The organism is Rhodococcus spelaei (genome assembly GCF_006704125.1).
Taxonomy (GTDB): Bacteria; Actinomycetota; Actinomycetes; order Mycobacteriales; family Mycobacteriaceae; genus Rhodococcus_G; species Rhodococcus_G spelaei.
Genome location: NZ_VIGH01000003.1, coordinates 165,039 through 180,715, shown reverse-complemented (window position 1 = coordinate 180,715; position 15,677 = coordinate 165,039). Strand labels below are relative to the sequence as shown.

The 15,677-nt window shown below is 62.1% G+C and carries 14 protein-coding genes; 7 read left to right on the top strand and 7 right to left on the bottom strand.

All coding sequences use genetic code 11. From position 1 onward, the window contains the following. Positions 1–67: 67 nt before the first annotated feature. From FK531_RS07545 to FK531_RS07515, 7 genes are all read right to left on the bottom strand, one after another. Entirely contained in the window at positions 68–1,090 is a 1,023-nt protein-coding gene (locus tag FK531_RS07545) for a DNA-methyltransferase (protein WP_142097185.1), read from the bottom strand. Next, a complete protein-coding gene (locus FK531_RS07540; protein ID WP_181762856.1) occupies positions 1,087–1,857 on the bottom strand; it encodes a replication-relaxation family protein in 771 nt (256 codons plus the stop codon). Before FK531_RS07540 ends, FK531_RS07545 begins: the two co-directional genes overlap by 4 nt. Positions 1,858–2,054: 197 nt before the next feature. Next, complete coding sequence (locus tag FK531_RS07535) at positions 2,055–4,217, bottom strand: type IV secretory system conjugative DNA transfer family protein (protein ID WP_142097180.1); 2,163 nt, start codon at positions 4,215–4,217, stop codon at positions 2,055–2,057. Beyond that, positions 4,210–4,422 carry a hypothetical protein gene (locus FK531_RS07530; protein WP_142097177.1) on the bottom strand — a complete coding sequence of 71 codons (213 nt, stop codon included), beginning with the start codon at positions 4,420–4,422 and terminating at the stop codon, positions 4,210–4,212. Before FK531_RS07530 ends, FK531_RS07535 begins: the two co-directional genes overlap by 8 nt. A gap of 169 nt (positions 4,423–4,591) precedes the next feature. Continuing rightward, entirely contained in the window at positions 4,592–4,789 is a 198-nt protein-coding gene (locus tag FK531_RS07525) for a hypothetical protein (protein WP_142097174.1), read from the bottom strand. Then, a complete protein-coding gene (locus FK531_RS07520) occupies positions 4,786–5,076 on the bottom strand; it encodes a hypothetical protein (protein ID WP_142097171.1) in 291 nt (96 codons plus the stop codon). Before FK531_RS07520 ends, FK531_RS07525 begins: the two co-directional genes overlap by 4 nt. A gap of 88 nt (positions 5,077–5,164) precedes the next feature. Beyond that, positions 5,165–5,473, bottom strand: coding sequence for a hypothetical protein (locus FK531_RS07515; RefSeq protein WP_142097168.1), 309 nt, complete (start codon positions 5,471–5,473; stop codon positions 5,165–5,167). A 130-nt stretch (positions 5,474–5,603) separates the two neighbouring features. Here FK531_RS07515 and FK531_RS07510 point away from each other — a divergent pair, with 130 nt between their 5' ends. From FK531_RS07510 to FK531_RS07480, 7 genes are all read left to right on the top strand, one after another. Next, positions 5,604–6,278, top strand: coding sequence for an NBR1-Ig-like domain-containing protein (locus tag FK531_RS07510; RefSeq protein WP_142097165.1), 675 nt, complete (start codon positions 5,604–5,606; stop codon positions 6,276–6,278). A gap of 201 nt (positions 6,279–6,479) precedes the next feature. Further along, positions 6,480–8,912, top strand: a complete 2,433-nt coding sequence (locus tag FK531_RS07505; protein WP_220126931.1) for a type I restriction-modification system subunit M — start codon at positions 6,480–6,482, stop codon at positions 8,910–8,912. Further along, positions 8,909–10,114 carry a restriction endonuclease subunit S gene (locus FK531_RS07500; protein WP_142097158.1) on the top strand — a complete coding sequence of 402 codons (1,206 nt, stop codon included), beginning with the start codon at positions 8,909–8,911 and terminating at the stop codon, positions 10,112–10,114. The genes FK531_RS07505 and FK531_RS07500 overlap by 4 nt, the downstream gene beginning before the upstream one ends. Then, the gene (locus FK531_RS07495; RefSeq protein ID WP_142097155.1) at positions 10,111–11,055 is read left to right on the top strand and encodes a GIY-YIG nuclease family protein; all 945 of its coding nucleotides are present in this window, start codon (positions 10,111–10,113) and stop codon (positions 11,053–11,055) included. Before FK531_RS07500 ends, FK531_RS07495 begins: the two co-directional genes overlap by 4 nt. Further along, the gene (locus tag FK531_RS07490) at positions 11,048–14,134 is read left to right on the top strand and encodes a type I restriction endonuclease subunit R (protein ID WP_142097153.1); all 3,087 of its coding nucleotides are present in this window, start codon (positions 11,048–11,050) and stop codon (positions 14,132–14,134) included. Before FK531_RS07495 ends, FK531_RS07490 begins: the two co-directional genes overlap by 8 nt. After that, a complete protein-coding gene (locus tag FK531_RS07485) occupies positions 14,121–14,843 on the top strand; it encodes a M48 family metallopeptidase (RefSeq protein WP_142097150.1) in 723 nt (240 codons plus the stop codon). Before FK531_RS07490 ends, FK531_RS07485 begins: the two co-directional genes overlap by 14 nt. After that, complete coding sequence (locus FK531_RS07480) at positions 14,840–15,664, top strand: SMODS domain-containing nucleotidyltransferase (RefSeq protein WP_142097147.1); 825 nt, start codon at positions 14,840–14,842, stop codon at positions 15,662–15,664. The genes FK531_RS07485 and FK531_RS07480 overlap by 4 nt, the downstream gene beginning before the upstream one ends. Positions 15,665–15,677 lie beyond the last annotated feature (13 nt).

Genomic DNA, 15,677 nt, shown 5'->3' with positions numbered 1-15,677 from the left:
TGTTGGTGCGGTCGGCGATCGACGGGGTGTCGATCGCTCTGGCCGCAGGGCACCGACGAGGTACCGGTCAGGCCGCTGCCTTGTCGGGGTTGGCTCTGGGATCGGCGACCCGCTGGGCTTCGATTCGATCCTTGGCAAGTGCTGCGAAGTCTGGGTTGAGTTCGATGCCGAGCCAATCCCGTTGGAGCTGCTGCGCGGCGACGGCGGTGCTGCCGCTGCCGATGAACGGGTCGAGGACGAGGCCGGGCTCGGACGGAGACCCGCAGTCGCAGGACGGTCCCAGAGTGGCGCGGGTGGCGACGCCGCCGAGCGCTCGGATAAGCCTCCTCGTCCAAGGCAAGCGGCACCGGCGGCAGCGCGCCTCCGGACACCCGGCAGCTATGGCGCGGGCTGCCAGAGTGACCGGGAAGGTGGCGTGATGACCGCCGCGGAAGTTGCTGGTGGCGAGGTGCCAAACGTCGCCGGGATTCTTGCCGAGCGGATGGCCCACCCGCCCCGCCGCTTTCATGGCGGCCAGTCCCGAGGCATCGTCACCGTTCGGTCCGCGCCAGACTTCCCGCTGCCTAGTCACTGCCCGGCGGTGCTTCGCTGCGGTCGATCGATGCGGCACGCGGATACTGTCGAGGTTGAAGTGGTAGGCGGGGTTTCGCGCCAGGGCGTAGATGACCTCGTGGGTGCAGGCCAGTCGATCACGGGCGCTGGTCGGCATGGGGTTGGTTTTGGCCCAGACGATCTTGTTACGCAGGATCCAACCGTCGGCTTGCAGCGCTATGGCTAGCTGTTCCGGCGCCAACACCAGGCTCTTCGGCTTGGCCCCTTGCGTGGCGTCGGTGGCATAGGTGTCGCCTAGATTCAGCCACAAGGTGCCGGTCGGCACGAGGACGCGGCCAATCTCAGCGCACACCGCCGTCAGCGAGGCCACCCAAGCGTTGACGTGGCCTTCGAGCCCGATCTGGCCATCGACGGCGTAGTCCCGTAGTCGGAAGTACGGCGGACTGGTTAGCGCCATGTCGACGCTGTTGTCCGGCAATTGGCGAAGCTGTTCGAGCGCGTCGCCCACCAAGACCCGGTTTCGTGGCAGCCGACTCATGACGCACCCCCACTGACCAAGGCGCCCAGCTGATCCGGGGCGATAACCCGATAGAGGTCAGACCGCAGGTTGGCGTCGGTGGCGATTGCCGCTAGCAGTGCCTCGCGGCGACGCTCGGTTTCGATGGTCCACACCACGATCGGGAAGACGCCGCGGGCGGCCTCTTCGACACCGCTGCGCCGGTAGGCCTCGTACTCCTGGCATTTGGCGACCAGTCGGGGCAGGCTTTCGGTGGCCAGATCGACTTCGATAAACCAGCTGTCCTCGAACTCACCGCTGACTGTGACGGCGAACAGGTCCGATTTGAGGGTGATCGTCCCGCCGCCAAGCCCTGGGTAGCGGCGATGGCAGGCCGGTTCGGCATCGACCTGGATCAGCTCGACGCGGCCGTCACGACTGAGCCGGAGCAGGCTGAGGTGGGTGTCGACCACGGCCAGCGTATGGCGCAGAAAGTGCAGCGACGGTTCGTAGCGTCGGCGCCGGGTCCGACGAGGCTCGGCGTCTCGCAAGAGGCGGTCACCGACCGCGTCGACGTGCCAGACATACGAGGCCGAGCCGGCTCGGATCCCGCCGACGCGGCGCTCCAGGGTGCCGAGGACCCGCTCGCGGCGTAGCCGTTCCAGGACGCGGCGGCAGACCCGGGCGCCGGACATTTGGCTGGCGTGCCCGGCGAAATGGAAGGCCTCCAGCTGGGCGGTCGTTACGAAACGATGGGCCGCCACTGTGGCGAGGATTGCCCAGTCCCGTTCGGACAGATGACCGCGCACCGCCTCTAGCCTCCGGCGCCCGACCCGCGCACTCCGAGAACGGGAAGGAACGGACAGATCCTGACGAGTCGCCGCCATTAATCCGCCAGATTCGGCCCCGACCTGCGACGACCCCTGTCGGTTCGACCACGCGACCGGGCGGCCGACCGGTACGGCGCCGGCCCAGTCCTGATCCGTCTGTCTGGCCGGGTTTTCGGTCATGACGACCCCCGGCGACGACGGCCGATCACCGATTCATCCCGATCGCCGACTAGAAGCTCCGCGAAGCCGGCTTCGATGTCGTCGAGCGGCTGCCCGAACCGTGCCCGGCTCCGTGCCCGGATATCGAGCGGATCGCTGCAGACCGGCGGTGGTGGCAGGGTCACGCCGGAGGCCCACGGCTGCAGGGTGTTGTCTTGCAGCAGACTGGCGTAGACGTGGTAAGCGGGCAGTGCGCCAAAGTCCTCTGGTGTCAGCACCTTCTGGCCCGCACTCATCGCTTTGGCGTCAGAAGCATTCAGTTGAAAGCAGATGCGTGAGCGAGCGTTGGCTTCGAACGCGGCGCGCATCGACGGCGACAGCTGTTCACGGAACTGGTGAGCCAGATGAAAGCCGGCGCCGAGACTTCGCGCGGTGGCGAGAGCGTCGCTCAGATCAGTCGGCAGGCTCAGGTAGTCCTGGACCTCGTCGACGTAGACCATGACCGGATGGCGCTGGATCACTGGCAGGGCGGCCCGTTCGCGGATCGCCTGCCACAGCTCGGCCAGGATGATGGCGCTCAGCAGCCGGGCGGCCTCCGGTCCGAGGACACCTTTTTGGAGTGGCACCAGCAGGATCTTCTTCTCCATCAGCACATGGCGGATGTTGAATCGGGGCGAGCGCTGCGCGAGCGACGCCCGCAATCCCGGTCGCAAGAGCGGGCGGAGCTTGTTCTGCAGCGGCGCCACGACCACGCTGCGAGCGTCATCCGACAGGCCCTCGAACCACTGCCAGAACGGACCGGAGGCGATCGGGTCGTCACGCATGGCGTGCTGGGTCAGTGAGCGCCGGAAGCCCTGGTTGGTCAGGAGTAACGGCAGCATCACCAAGCTGGCATCGTCGCGGCGGGCCAGAACTGCCAGCGCATTTTGCAGAATGTCCGAGCTGCGCGGGCCGAGGCCATCGCCGTGCAAGGCATGGAACACCCCGAAGAGGGTGTCGGCCACCAGCTCTGCACTGCGGCCCCCGGATCGCATCAGCGGATTGATTCCAACCGGTGCGCTATCGAGTGGGTCGAAGACGACCACGTCGTCGCGGCGATTGGCGGGGATTCGCGCCAGCACATCAGCCACCAGATCTTTGGGCTCGATCACGACGACGGCACGTCCCGCCGCCATGTCTTGATAGATCAGATTGAGCAGCAAGGTCGACTTGCCGGTGCCGTTCGGTCCGAACACCCAGGTATGCCGCAGGGCGTCCGTGACGCTGTATCCAAGCTTCCCGCTCACGCCAGGGGCGTTCGTGGTCGCAACAAAGCGGTCAGTCTTACTCGCGATCTTGGCTGGTCGCACGAGCTTTGGGTGCCGTGACGGCTGACCCGGGAATTCGGTGTCGGTCTCTCCGACCGGCCAGCCCAACAGCTGGCAGATTTCAGCGATGCTCAGCTGCAGCGGCCATATCCAGGGCGAGCGGGCCTCGTTGATGCCCCGTGGTTGTTCGGCGGTGATGGACACGCGAACGTCGGGGGCTTCGGCCGTGCCGAGGGCGCCCAGTAGCCCGAGCAGTAGTGCCTGGCGGCGCTCGACGGTGCTGGCTGTGACACCGAGTCGCATGGTCAATGCGAAGCCGTGTTGGCCGAGCTTGGCCTTCACCGCTGCGCGCCGGTCGGTGTCGCGCTCCGGCGTGACACCGTGCAGCACCTTGGACGTCAGCGACTGACGGGCTGGCAGCCCAAGGCTAGGCAGGGCACGGGGTGATCGCCGCGGCCCGAGCACAACTTGGATGACGAGTAGTTCAGCGCCGTTGACAGCGGCGAGTGCGCTGAGGACCGAACGAGTAGTCGCGATCGGGTCGAGTGTCTGGACTGGGCGACTGCTGTCGCCGAGGCGTATGCGGCGAGATGTCGCCACCTTGCCGCGCTCATCGTCGCAGTCGACGACGGTGGCGCCGGTTACCATCTCCTGGATATGCCGCCGCACGGTCTGCCGGTAGCCGAGGGGCGTGCCCACCAGGTAGCGGACACCGCCGCGATCCGCCCGGGCCTCCAGTACCAAGCGTGGTGCCCGACGCTCGGCGGCCAGACGCCGCAAGAGCCCGAGCGCTGCCTCCTCTGGCAGCGGTGACGGCCAGAAGATTTGCTGCCAGGCAAGCCCATGACGTGTCGTTGTGTCGGACTTAGTCATCGGACACCTCAGCCGCAGCGTCGTCCTGGGTTGCGGCTTCGGTCACCTGTGCTTGTTTGGCGGCTTCCGCCTCAGCCAGCGCGAGGGTGATCACGGCGCGGCTCAGCTTGCGCAGATCGGGCGGGTCGCGGCGGACCGCCCTGATGGAGATGTGTCGTTCTCCTCGGCCATTCTTGCGGCATGAATTTCTTCGTGTTTGTGACATAGCTATTCCCTCCTTCCCATTACTGGATTGTTTCGTGTTGCTTTGATGCAACGTGCGATATATCTATTTAACTTTGCATTGATGCAACGGTCAATAACTTTGCTGCATTCCACAACACCGACCGGAACACGGTCACAGATTGCGATTTCCCACCTATTCCGGCTGGCCATCACCAGCGTTGGCGATACCACTGAAACGCGGCAATGGCGCCCGCAGTGAGCGTGGCGATTCCGATGACCGCCACGAGAAACGGCAGAACCGCCTCGATGACCTGGACCGCGCAGTACAGCGCGATCGCCCCGCCCAGGAGGCCGAGGCACGCTCCGACGAGCTGGTCGATCCACGACTTCGGGTCGGAGGCGCTCATGTCGGGTGTCGCGGTGCGCGGGCGATACGGCGCATCGACGCCTGGGCCTGCGTGTAGGCGGATTCCAGGCGCTGGATCGATTGATCCGCTTCGAGGGTGATGCGTTCGATCGCTGCGGCCGCCTGGGCGTCCCGCCTACGAGCCTGTCGGCGGTGGTCCAGCCACTGTTCGATCGGATCGATGATGAGCACGATGAACGCCACGGCTAGCACCATGCAGATCGCCCACATGGCGAGCCACAGGACGCAGAACTCGATCACGAGGCCAACGGTGGTCACGACGGCCACCCTTCGATCCGGTCCCGCACGTCACGCGCGATCGAGCTCGCGACACCAGGACGTCGGGCTGTCAACGACATGGTGAACTGCCTCCTGGTCAGAAGCGGAATCGGGCGACTTCGGCACCGACGTATTCAGCAAAGCAATCGACGATGTGATCGAGGCGCGCAGCCACCTGGGGGTCGCCGTTGCTCTGAAATGTTGCCTCGCGGCTGAGCATGCCGGTGATCTGTAGGCCAGTTGCCGCGACCATGCCAGCGGCCTGCACGCGGGTACTAGCGATGAGGCCACGGGCGACCTCACGGTTTTGCAGACGAGCGAGATCCCTGCCTTCGGTGCGGGTGAAGGTGTCGGGCATTTGGGCGGCGACAAGGCTGCTGTTGGGACGGGAGACGATGGTGGACATGGGATTGCCTTCGCGTTTGAGGTCTATCGGATCATCGAGATAAGTCAGTGACTCCGACCCGATACTTCGACTGATTGCGAACGTAGGCCGGGTACTTGGCGTTGGGCGAACTCCAAACCATGCTGGTGGTATGGGCAGTGGAGCGGCACTGACCGCACTGGGACACCAACTGCGATACCTGCGCCAGTCAGCCGGCATGACGCTGACCGAAGCAGCTCGACAGCTGCGCACCACCAAGGGGCACCTCAGCAATGTCGAGCGGGGGCGAGACCGTCCCGGGCTGGCGATCGTGGCCTTCTACGAGGACCGCTTCAACGGCGATGGGCAGGCCTTCGGGCTGTACGTCGAAAGCGTCACGTCTTGGCGACCACGGCAGCGTCAACCGGTCGCGTCGCGTCCGCGCTTCCCGATACCCGGCGATGCCTCGACATTCGTCGCCGACATAACGGTGCCGGACGGCACGATCATGCCGCCATTCTTCATCTTCAAGAAGGTCTGGCGAGTACGGAACAGTGGCACCGTGCCGTGGATCGGTCGGTGGTTGGTACGGGAAGGGGCACCAGGTGGCTACGGCGTGCCACGATCGCCTTACCGGGTGCCGATCCCTGATACACAGCCGGGTGAGGAGGTCGACCTCATGGTGCCGGTGCGGGCCCAGGCACTGGAGGGATCGTCTCAAGCCCATTGGAAGATGAAAGACGATGATGGCTGGGAGTACTTTCCGGACCGCTACCCTGCGGGGATCGTGCTGTCGATTGTGGTGCGCGCGGGGGTACCAGGACCCGAAATACAACGTCGAGGATAACTGGCAGCCTCAGGGTTCTGTGGTCGACTTGCGCATCATGTCGGCCTTGCCGATCGACACCCTGACATCAGCCGCATTGTCGGTGCCCTCTGGCATGCTGAGACGCGATCAAACGGCGAGGTAAGCAATCTTCGCACATATGTTCGAATAAATGGTAAAATGGCATCACATATGCCTACAGACACAACAGGAAGACCAGCTGTGGCGCTTAAGAAGTCCGACCTCTACTCATCACTGTGGGCAAGTTGTGATCAGCTTCGTGGCGGCATGGACGCCAGCCAGTACAAGGATTACATCCTGACGCTGCTGTTCGTGAAGTACGTGTCCGACAAGGCCAAGACCGACGCGAATAGCCTCATCGAGGTACCTGCGGGCGGCTCGTTCGACGACATGCTCGCCGCCAAGGGCGACAAGGAGATCGGCGACCGCTTCAACAAGATCATCGCCAAGCTCGCCGAAGCCAACGACCTGCGCAATGTCATCGATCAGGCCGACTTCAACGACGAGGAGAAGCTCGGCAAGGGCAAGGAGATGCAGGACCGCCTCTCTAAGCTGGTCACCATCTTCAACGACCTCGATTTCCGCGGTTCGCGCGCCGAGGGCGATGACCTGCTCGGCGACGCCTACGAGTACCTGATGCGCCACTTCGCCACCGAGTCCGGCAAGAGCAAGGGTCAGTTCTATACGCCGGCCGAGGTCTCCCGCATCCTCGCCAAGGTGGTTGGCATCGGACCGAACACGCGTCAGGACCAGACGGTCTACGACCCGGCTTGCGGTTCCGGCTCGCTGCTCCTCAAGGCGGCCGCCGAGGCGCCGCGCGGCATGACGATCTACGGCCAGGAGAAGGACAACGCCACCTGGGCGCTGTCCAAGATGAACATGATCCTGCACGGCAACGAGATCGCTGAGATTGAAAAGGGCGACACCATTACCAGCCCGCAGTTCACCAAGGGTGACAACCTGCGGACCTTCGACTACATCGTCATGAACCCGCCGTTCTCGGTGAAGTCCTGGAACAACGGCCTCGAGAACGACTACGGCCGCTTCGAATACGGTCGCCCGCCAGAGAAAAACGGTGACTACGCCTTCCTGCTGCACGCACTCACCTCACTCAAGAGCACCGGCAAGGCCGCCATCATTCTGCCGCACGGCGTGCTGTTCCGCGGCAACGCCGAGGCCACGATCCGCACCCGACTCCTGAAGCAGGGCTTCATCAAGGGCGTCATTGGTCTGCCGGCAAACCTGTTCTACGGCACCGGCATTCCGGCTTGTGTGGTCATTCTCGACAAGGAGAACGCCCAGGCGCGCACTGGCGTCTTCATGATCGACGCCTCCAAGGGCTTCGTGAAGGATGGCAACAAGAACCGCCTGCGCAGCCAGGATCTGCACAAGGTTGTCGACACCTTCAACAAGCAAATCGAGATCGAGCGTTACTCACGCATGGTGCCGATGAGCGAGATCGCCGACGCCAAGAACGACTACAACCTCAACATCCCGCGCTACATCGACTCCTCCGAACCCGAGGACCTGCAAGACCTCAGCGCCCACCTGCACGGCGGCATTCCGGAACGCGATCTCGATGTGCTCCAGAGCTACTGGGATGCTTTCCCGTCGCTCCGCAGCCAGATCTTCACCGCGAATCGTCCGGCCTACAGCGGCCTGGCTATCGACGTCAGCGCCGTACAGCAGGCCATCTTCGACGCACCCGGCTTCCACAAACTCCGCGATGAAGCCACCGGGATCATCGAGGACTGGTTCACCACGCACCGCGACGCGCTCGCCGGCATCACTGCCGACACAAAGCCGAACGACCTGATTACGACCATCGGCGACGATCTCCTCAAGCGTTTCAAGCCGATGCCACTGCTCGACGAGTATGACATCTACGAGCAGCTCATGACGTATTGGCACGACACCATGCACGACGACGTCTACCTGGTCATGGCCGACGGCTGGCTGAATGCGGCCAAGCCACGCAAGACCATCGACGACAAGGAGCGCAAGCTCACTGAGACGCCTGATCTGGTTGTCGGCTCGGGACGTAGCGCCACCAAGTACAAGATGGACCTCATCCCGCCGGCACTCATCGTGGCGCGCTACTTCGCCGACGAACAGGCCAAGATTGACGACCTCACTGCCGCCGCCGAGGAAGCCGCCCGCGCCGTCGAGGAGTACATCGAAGAACACTCCGTCGAGGACGGACTGCTTGCAGACGCCATGGACGACGACAAGATCTCCAAGGTCCTCGTCGCTGCGCGACTGAAGGCGATCAAGACCGGCGGTGACCCCGACGAGGTCAAGGCACTGCAGCACGCCACTAAGCTGTACAACGCCGAAGCCGTCGCCAAGAAGGCCGTCAAGGATGCACAGGCCGACCTCGACCTCGCCACACTCAAGAAGTACGGCGATTTGACCGAGGGAGACGCTAAGACGCTAGTACTTGATGACAAGTGGCGGGCCGTTGTGGTGCATCGCGTGGCTGGCGAGGTTGAAGCTCTTACGCTCGACCTTGTTATTCGTATTCAGCAACTCGGAGAACGCTACACGGACACAGTCGGCGACATGGAGGCTGAATTGCAATATCTCGAAGCGAAGGTTGCAGTCCATCTTTCCGCGATGGGGGTCGAGGTATGACGGCCACGCTAGCCTGGCGGCAATCGACTGTTGCTGACGAGTTCGAGGTGCAGCTCGGTAAACGACTCGACGCCGCAGTGAATCGCGGCGAACTCAAGACGTGCATCAATAATCGCGGTGTGCGCTGGGGACGGGTGCGGGTCAGCGAGGCAATCGTGGCTCCGTTGACAGGTGCGGACATTCGAGATCTGCGACTAACTACTGGCGACGTTCTAATGTGCGAGGGTGGTGAAATCGGGCGTTCCGCAGTTTGGAGCAACGAGATCCCTGAAGCATACTTCCTGAACACGCTCCACAGACTACGGTCGAAAGGGCAATATAATCCGAATCTCTTAGTCGCATTCTTCGAAAGATGGGCCAGTACCGGCGAGCTATCAGCCGTGGTTGGAAAAGCGACGTTGGCGCATCTCACGAAGGAAAACCTCCTCCGCGTGCCCCTGCCGACACCCACGCGAGCTGAGCAGAATCGCATTGTTGACGCACTAAACGCAGCGGATGATCAGATCACGACCCTCGAACGCCTCATCGCCAAGAAGCAGGCAATCAAGCAGGGCATGATGCAGCAGCTCCTGACCGGCCGCACCCGTCTGCCAGGATTTAGTGATGACTGGGAGTTGACGAAGCTGGGAGCTGTCGCCAGCATGGGGAGTGGAGGCACTCCGCTTTCATCTGTCACCAAGTACTACGGAGGCGGCATTCCTTGGGTCTCTATTTCCGATATGACACGAGGCGGAAAATATATCGCTCAAACTGAAAATACCCTCACAGAGGATGGACTTGCATCAAGTTCGGCCAAGCTATACGAACCGGATGTAGTTCTCTATGCGATGTACGCATCGATTGGTGAGTGTAGCCTCGCTGTGGGGCGGGTGGCGTCAAGTCAGGCAATTCTAGGAATAAAGACGGGTCCGAGGCTTGACCGAGAGTTCCTATACTACTGGCTACAGCATCTTAAGCCCCAAGTGAAATTGCTCGGCCAGCAAGGGACGCAGTCCAACCTTAACGCGGGGATGGTACGCAACTTCGATCTGCAGCTTCCGCGGATCGACGAGCAAGCTGCAATCAGGTCGACGCTCACCGATGTAGATGCTGAAATTTTGACTTTTGAGCGCCGTTTAATTAAAGCCCATGCCATCAAGACTGGCATGATGCAACAGCTCCTGACTGGCCGCACTCGTCTGCCCGTGGAGGCTACATCGTGAGCGGCGGCAAATCGGTTCGCCTGTTCCTCGCTGACGGCACGCCTGGTGGTCTGCTCACGGCCGAGATCATGAACTGGACCGGTCACGTCGTGGCTGCGCCACGTTCGGACCTGGCTGCACTCCTGAAGCGTCCCGAGGCGACCCGCACCGGCATCTACATCCTGCTCGGCGATGACCCGGACAGTCTCGGTGGGCAGATGGCCTACATCGGTGAAGGTGACGACATCAGCAAGCGCCTGTACCAGCACGCTCGCTCGGAAGACCAGAGCGGCAAAGACTTCTGGGATCGAGCCATCGTGCTGACCAGCAAAGACACCAACCTGACAAAGGCGCATGCCCGCTACCTGGAGAGTCGTTTTATCACGCTGGCCTTGCATGCAAGTCGAGCTCGGCTCACCAATGGCACTGCGCCACCGCCGATCGCCCTGCCCGAGGCCGACGTGTCGGACATGGAGTATTTCATCGAGCAGGCCAAGATTGTGCTGCCGGTGCTCGGGGTGAACCTCTTCCGGTCACCACGTGCGACTTCAGTGGGATCAAGCTTCGAAACTGCCGATACCCGGACGGATTCTCCGCTGTTCGAGATGGCACTGAAGAAGTTGGGCATCACCGCGACCGCTCAGGAGGTCGACGGCGAGTTCACTGTGTTCGAAGGTTCCAGCGCACGACTGAAATGGACCGGTGGCGAGAGCCACAGCTACACCGGTCTGCGGGCGAAGCTGGAGCACGATGGGACGCTCGTGCCGACGCCCGATGGCTCGGCGATGCGCTTCACCCGCAACCATGTGTTTGCTAGTCCGAGCGCCGCGGCCGCCATCGTTGCCGGCCGCGCCGCTAATGGACGCAAGGACTGGCAGATTCAGGGCATACAGACAAGCTATGGGCAGTGGGAAACCGAAGGAGTCGAGGAGGCGATGAAGCAGGAGGTGAGCAATGAGTGACGTAGGACAGATTGAACGGAAGGCGCAAAACCGCGTCGTCGCGCTATTCCGCGACCAGCTCGGGTACGAGTACCTCGGCAACTGGGAGTACCGCGAGCACAACGCCAACATCGAGACTGATCTGCTAACGCAGAACCTGACGGCGCGCGGCTACGACGACAACCTTATCAACCGCGCTCTCGACCAGCTCGGCAAAGCTACCTCGGTCGGTGCCGGCCACGACCTGTACGAGGCGAACAAGGACGTCTACGGGCTGCTGCGCTACGGCGTGAAGGTCAAGCCTGGCGTCGGCGAACAGACCGAGACGGTCTGGCTGATCGACTGGAAGAACCCCGAGGCCAACCACTTCGTCGTCGTCGAGGAAGTCACCATCGCGGGCCAGCACACCAAGCGCCCCGACGTGGTGCTGTACGTCAACGGCCTGGCGCTCGCCACGCTGGAGCTGAAGCGCTCCAAAGTCGCTGTCTCGGAAGGTATCCGGCAGACCATCGGCAACCAAAAGCCAGAGTTCATCCGGTCGTTCTTCTCGACAGTGCAGTTCGTCTTCGCTGGCAACGACGTCGAAGGCCTACGTTACGGCGTCATCGACACGCCGGAGAAGTACTGGCTGGAATGGAAGGAACCCTCCGACGTCGGCGACCCGCTTGACCGGTCACTCCTACAGATGTGCAGCAAGCCGCGTCTACTCGAACTGATCCACAACTTCATCGTCTTCGACGCGGGCGTCAAGAAGGGCCCACGTCACAACCAGTACTTCGGCGTCAAAGCCACCCAGGACCGCATCGCCAAGCGCGAGGGCGGCATCATCTGGCACACCCAGGGCTCGGGCAAGTCCTTGACGATGGTGTGGCTTGCCAAGTGGATTCGAGAGAACCAGCCTGACGCTCGCGTACTCCTGATCACCGACCGCACCGAACTCGACGACCAGATCGAGAAGGTCTTCAACGGCGTCAATGAGCAGATCTACCGCACCAAGAGTGGTGCCGACCTAATCAGCACGCTCAATGCCAGCGAGCAGTGGCTGATCTGCTCCCTCGTCCACAAGTTCCGCGCTGCCGACAGCGACACCGCGGACGTTGAGGCGACCGCCGAGTTCATCAAGGAACTGCACGCGACCATCCCGAAAGACTTCAAGGCCAAGGGAAACATCTTCGTCTTTGTCGACGAGGCCCACCGCACCCAGTCCGGCAAGATGCACACCGCCATGAAGGCGCTGCTGCCCGAAGCGATGTTCATCGGCTTCACCGGTACGCCGCTACTGAAGGCCGACAAGGCCACCAGCATCGAGACCTTCGGCTCGTTCATCCACACCTACAAGTTCGACGAAGCTGTCTCCGACGGTGTAGTGCTAGACCTGCAGTACGAAGCCCGCAACATCGACCAGAATCTGACGTCGCCCGCACAGGTCGACAAGTGGTTCGAGGTCAAGACCAAGGGCATGACCGACCTCAGCAAGGCCGAGCTCAAGAAACGCTGGGGCACTATGCAGAAGGTTGTCTCTAGCGAGCCGCGCGCCAAGCAGATCGTCAACGACATTCTGCTCGACATGGAGACCAAGCCCCGCCTGATGGACGGGCGCGGCAACGCCATGCTCGTCGGCTCCAGCATCTACCAGGCCTGCAAGTTCTACGAGATGTTCGTCGCGGCCGGCTTCAAGGGTAAGTGCGCCATTGTCACCAGCTACACCCCGAATGCCAGCGACATCGCCAAGGAAGACTCCGGCGCAGGCAAGACCGAGAAGATCCGCCAGTACGACATCTACCGCAAGATGCTGGCCGACTACTTCGACGAACCCGAAGATTCCGCCGTGAACAAGGTCGAGGAGTTCGAGCAGGCCGTCAAGAAGCAGTTCATCGAGAACCCCGGCCAGATGCGACTGCTGATCGTGGTCGACAAGCTGCTGACCGGCTTCGATGCGCCGAGCGCGACCTACCTCTACATCGACAAGAAGATGCGCGACCACGGCCTGTTCCAGGCCATCTGCCGGGTCAACCGACTCGACGGCGACGACAAGGACTACGGCTACGTCATCGACTATCAGGACCTATTCAACTCCATCGAAGACGCCGTCGGCGACTACACATCCGGGGCGCTGGACGGATACGAGAAGGGTGACATCGAAGGGCTGCTCTCCGACCGTATCGAGAAGGCCAGAGAGAACCTCGACGAAGCCCTCGAACGCATCCGCGCCCTTGTCGAACCTGTTGCGCCACCGAAGAACACGCTGCAGTACCAGCAATATTTCTGCGCCATGGAGCAGGGCAACGCCGATCAACTCAAGGCCAACGAACCGAAGCGCGTCGAACTTTATAAGGCGGTCGCTGCCGTCACCCGTGCCTACGCCAACCTCGCCAACGACATGGCTGCGGCTGGCTATGGAGCTGTCGAGGCCGAGGCGATCAAGAAGGAGATCGCGCACTACGTCGACGTGCGTGCCGAGGTGAAGCTCGGTGCTGGCGAGGACGTCGACTTCAAGCAGTACGAAGCCGGCATGCGGTTCCTGCTCGACACCTACATCCAGGCCGGCGCCTCCGAAGTCGTCTCCAACTTCGAAGACACGGGTCTGATCGATCTGATCGTCAAGCTCGGTGACGGTGCGATCGAGAAGCTACCGGCCGGGATCAATAAGGACCCCGAAGCAGTCGCCGAGACGATCGCCAACAACATGCGCAAGGTGATCATCGACGAGCACGCGCTGAATCCGAAGTACTACGACAAGATGAGTGAACTGCTCGACGCGATCATCGAACAGCGCCGCCAGCAGGCCATCGACTACCAGGAGTATCTGGCGAAGCTGCTCGATGCCGCCAAGAAGCTCGGCGCCAAGGAGTCGGACACGAAGTATCCCGACTGGGCGGATAACGGCGCCCGTCGCGCCCTGATCGACTTCGGCTGGTCCGATCCGGCGACGCCGATCCAGGTGGATACCGCGATCCTGACGAGCAAGCCGCATGACTGGGTTGGCAACACGATGAAGGAGAAGGTCGTCAAGCGGGCGATCAGCCGCACGCTTGACGACAGCTTCGACCGCCTTGACGAACTGTTTGACCTAGTGAAGGCGCGCGATGAGTACCGCTAACGCCTACCTCACCATCCGCGGCATCGATATCGACGTCATCTACAAGGACATTAAGAACCTGCATATCGGTGTCTACCCGCCGCTGGGCCGCGTCCGCGTCGCAGCCCCGCAGCGGCTGGACGACGACCAGGTGCGACTGGCGGTGATCCAGCGTCTGTCGTGGATCAAGCGTCAGCGCGACAAGCTGCGATCTGTCGAACGTCAGTCCAAGCGTGAGATGGTGACCGGCGAATCCCACTACGTCTGGGGTGTTCGTCGCCGGCTCAAGGTCGTCGAGCGGCCAGGTCGGGCTCACTTCGAGATCGACGGCGAGCGGCTCGTGCTCTACGTGCCCGCTGATACTTCGGCCGAGAAGCGACGCGACTACCTCGACAAGTGGTACCGCGACCAGCTCCGGCGAGCGATTCCTGAGCTCATCACCAGGTGGGAGCGGGCGCTCAACACGACGGTGCCGAAGTGGACTATCCGGCGCATGAAGACCAAGTGGGGCTCCTGCAACCGCGAGAGTCGACACATCTGGTTCAATGCCGAACTCGCCAAGAAGCACCCCGACTGCCTGGAATACATCGTCGTCCACGAGATGACCCATTACTTCGAACGCAACCACGGCGAGAGGTTCACCAGTCTGATGGATAAGTACTTGCCCGATTGGCGCAGCCGGCGAGACCAACTAAACAGGGCGCCACTCGCCGAGGAGTTGTGGGCATGACGCAATCCGCACGGGCTTGGCTCGACGAACTCACCAGTCTCTACACGCCCACTTCGACCCAGTTCGATTCTGCGCGGGGGCATCGCGCGGCAATCGAAGCGCGCCTTGACCTATATCTCGGCGTACACGAAATGTTCGAGATCGGCTCGCTAAAGCATGGGACCGGCGTATGGAGGCATAGCGATGCGGACTTCCTTGTCTCCATGAAGGGCGCGCGCCCCGAGTCTCCGTGGACGATGCTCAACAAGGTCAAGGAGACGCTTCAGGCGCGCTTTCCAAGCACGACCGTCGTTGTTCGCCGACCTGCGGTCGTTTGCAGGTTTGCCGACGCCGATGTCGAGGTCGTGCCAGCATATCCCGGCGTCACTGGCTACTGGATCGCCGACCCGACTGACGGTTGGATGAAGACCTATCCGAAGGATCACAACCGGTACGTCACCGACATCAACAACAAGCACGGCGGCGCCGTCAAGAAACTTGCGCGCCAGGTCAAGGTCTGGAAGTACCTGCGCAACGTTCCTGTCTCATCGTGCTATGTCGAAATGCGGACCGCAAAACACATGGACGGCGAAAATGGCTATTCGCCACTCTGGGACCTTTACTTGTCGCTGAAGAAGATGCATGAGGCCGAACTTGCCGCCATGAACGATCCGACAGGTCTCGGTTCACGATTTGGCGCGTGCTCCTCGGAGTCAACCCGGCTTGATGCGATGTCGAAGCTGGCCACGGCCGTGACTCGATCTCGAAGAGCCAAAGACTACGATCAAGACGGAGATAACGAAAGGTCGATTGAACAGCTAAAACTGCTGTTCAATCAGTAGGACTGATGATACG